This window comes from Tepidiforma sp., assembly GCF_034432735.1.
Classification (GTDB): domain Bacteria; phylum Chloroflexota; class Dehalococcoidia; order Tepidiformales; family Tepidiformaceae; genus Tepidiforma.
The window spans coordinates 1-1,789 of record NZ_DAOUBJ010000148.1 but is presented as its reverse complement, the minus strand read 5'-3'; the positions used below and the strand labels follow the sequence as shown (position 1 = coordinate 1,789).

The window sequence follows — 1,789 nt, the reverse complement described above, 5'->3', positions numbered from 1 at the left end:
TCCAGCCCGCAAATCCCAAAAAACCAGTTGACACCGCCTCTCGGGGGAACCTACTATGCCCGCGGGGGATGAATGGGGAGAAATGGGGAGTAGTGGTGCTCCAACCCTCACCTCCGAGGGCCCGGCCCGCCCCCACCCCAGAAAGGCACGAGGGCATGCCATGCGCTTCTCAGGCGCCTACGACTACACACTCGACGACCGCGGGAGAGTCCCCATCCCGCCGCCCTTTCGCACCGCCCTCAAAGACGGCCTCTACCTCGGTGCCGGCGCCGACGAATGCCTCCACATCTACCCCGAACAAGAATTCGAACGCCAAGCCGCCATCTTCGACGCCCTCCCCGAAGGCGACCCCCTCGCCGAAGACGCCCGCCGCGACTTCTTCGCCAACTTCTGGCCCGCCCAGATCGATAGCCAGGGGCGCATCAACCTCCCCGACGACCTCGCCCAGCGCGCCGGCATCAGCCGCGACGCAAAAACACGCGACGTCAAAGTCGTCGGCGTCGGCCGTCGCATCGAAATCTGGAGCAAAGCCATCTACGACGCTCGCGAAGCCGAACGCAAACGCGCCCGCGCCCAGCTCGCCGCCTCCGGCTTCGCACCCGCACGGCCAACACCCCAGGGAGGAGCGTAACGTGGTCGTCATGACATCCTCGCTCCCCGCCCACCAGCCCGTCCTCCTCCAAGAAGCACTCCACTACCTCGACGTCCAGCAAGACGGCACCTACATCGACTGCACCGCCGGACTCGGAGGACACGCCGAAGCCATCGCCCGCCGGCTCGGCCCCACCGGGCGCCTCCTCTGCATCGACCAAGACCCCGAGGCGCTGGAGTTCGCGCGCGCGAGGCTGACACCGTTTGGGAGGCGGGTCAGCTTCGTCCACGCGAACTTCCGCGAACTCGACAACGTCGCCGCGGAAGCAGGCGTCTCACGAGCCAACGGAGTCCTCTTCGACCTGGGCTTCTCCAGCTTCCAGATCGAAACCGCACAGCGAGGCTTCGCCTTCACCCTCGAAGGCCCCCTCGACATGCGCATGGACCCCACCGCCGGCGGCCCAACCGCCGCCGACATCGTGAACACCTGGGACGAAACGTCGCTCGCAGCGCTCTTCCACCAATACGGCGAAGAGCGACAAGCCCGGCGCATCGCGCGTGCCATCGTCGCCGCGCGCAAACGCCAGCCCCTGCGAACGACAACCCACCTCGCCAGTGTCGTCGGGCAGGCCGTGGGGAGCGTCGGAAGACGCACCCCAATCAACCCCGCCACCCGAGTCTTCCAGGCGCTCCGGATCCAGGTGAACGGTGAACTCGACAGCCTTCGCCTGGCACTTCCGCTCGCCCACGGCCTGCTCGACCCTGGAAACACCCACCACCACCCCGGACGGCTCGTCGTCATCGCCTTCCACTCCCTCGAAGACCGCATCGTCAAACAGTACCTCCAGCAACAAGCCGCAACCTGCATCTGCCCGCCCGAACTCCCCGAGTGCCGCTGCAGTCATCGGCCCCGGCTCCAGATCCTCACCCGTCGAGCGGTGCGCCCCACAGCCGCCGAAATCGCCCGGAACCCCCGCGCCCGCAGCGCCGTCCTCCGGGCAGCCGAACGGAGAGACTAGCCATGGCCGCCATCAACCACCCCCTCGGCGGCGCGCGCCGCCCGCTACGGCTTCCCGCACCCACCCTCCGCCCACACTGGGGCGTCGTCGCCGCCCTCGGCTTCCTCCTCTTCGCCGCCTTGCTCCCCGTCCTCCAAAACAGCTTCGTCACCAGCCAAGGCTTCGATATCCAAACCAGA

Annotated in this window: 2 protein-coding genes; both read left to right on the top strand. The window is 67.6% G+C overall.

The window, feature by feature from the left end:
• The first annotated feature begins 160 nt into the window (after positions 1–160).
• Positions 161–631 carry a hypothetical protein gene (locus tag VAE53_RS12640; protein ID WP_322819734.1) on the top strand — a complete coding sequence of 157 codons (471 nt, stop codon included), beginning with the start codon at positions 161–163 and terminating at the stop codon, positions 629–631.
• 10 nt (positions 632–641) lie between these two features.
• Positions 642–1,610, top strand: coding sequence for a 16S rRNA (cytosine(1402)-N(4))-methyltransferase RsmH (gene rsmH, locus VAE53_RS12635; protein WP_322819733.1), 969 nt, complete (start codon positions 642–644; stop codon positions 1,608–1,610).
• The last annotated feature ends 179 nt before the right edge of the window (positions 1,611–1,789 follow it).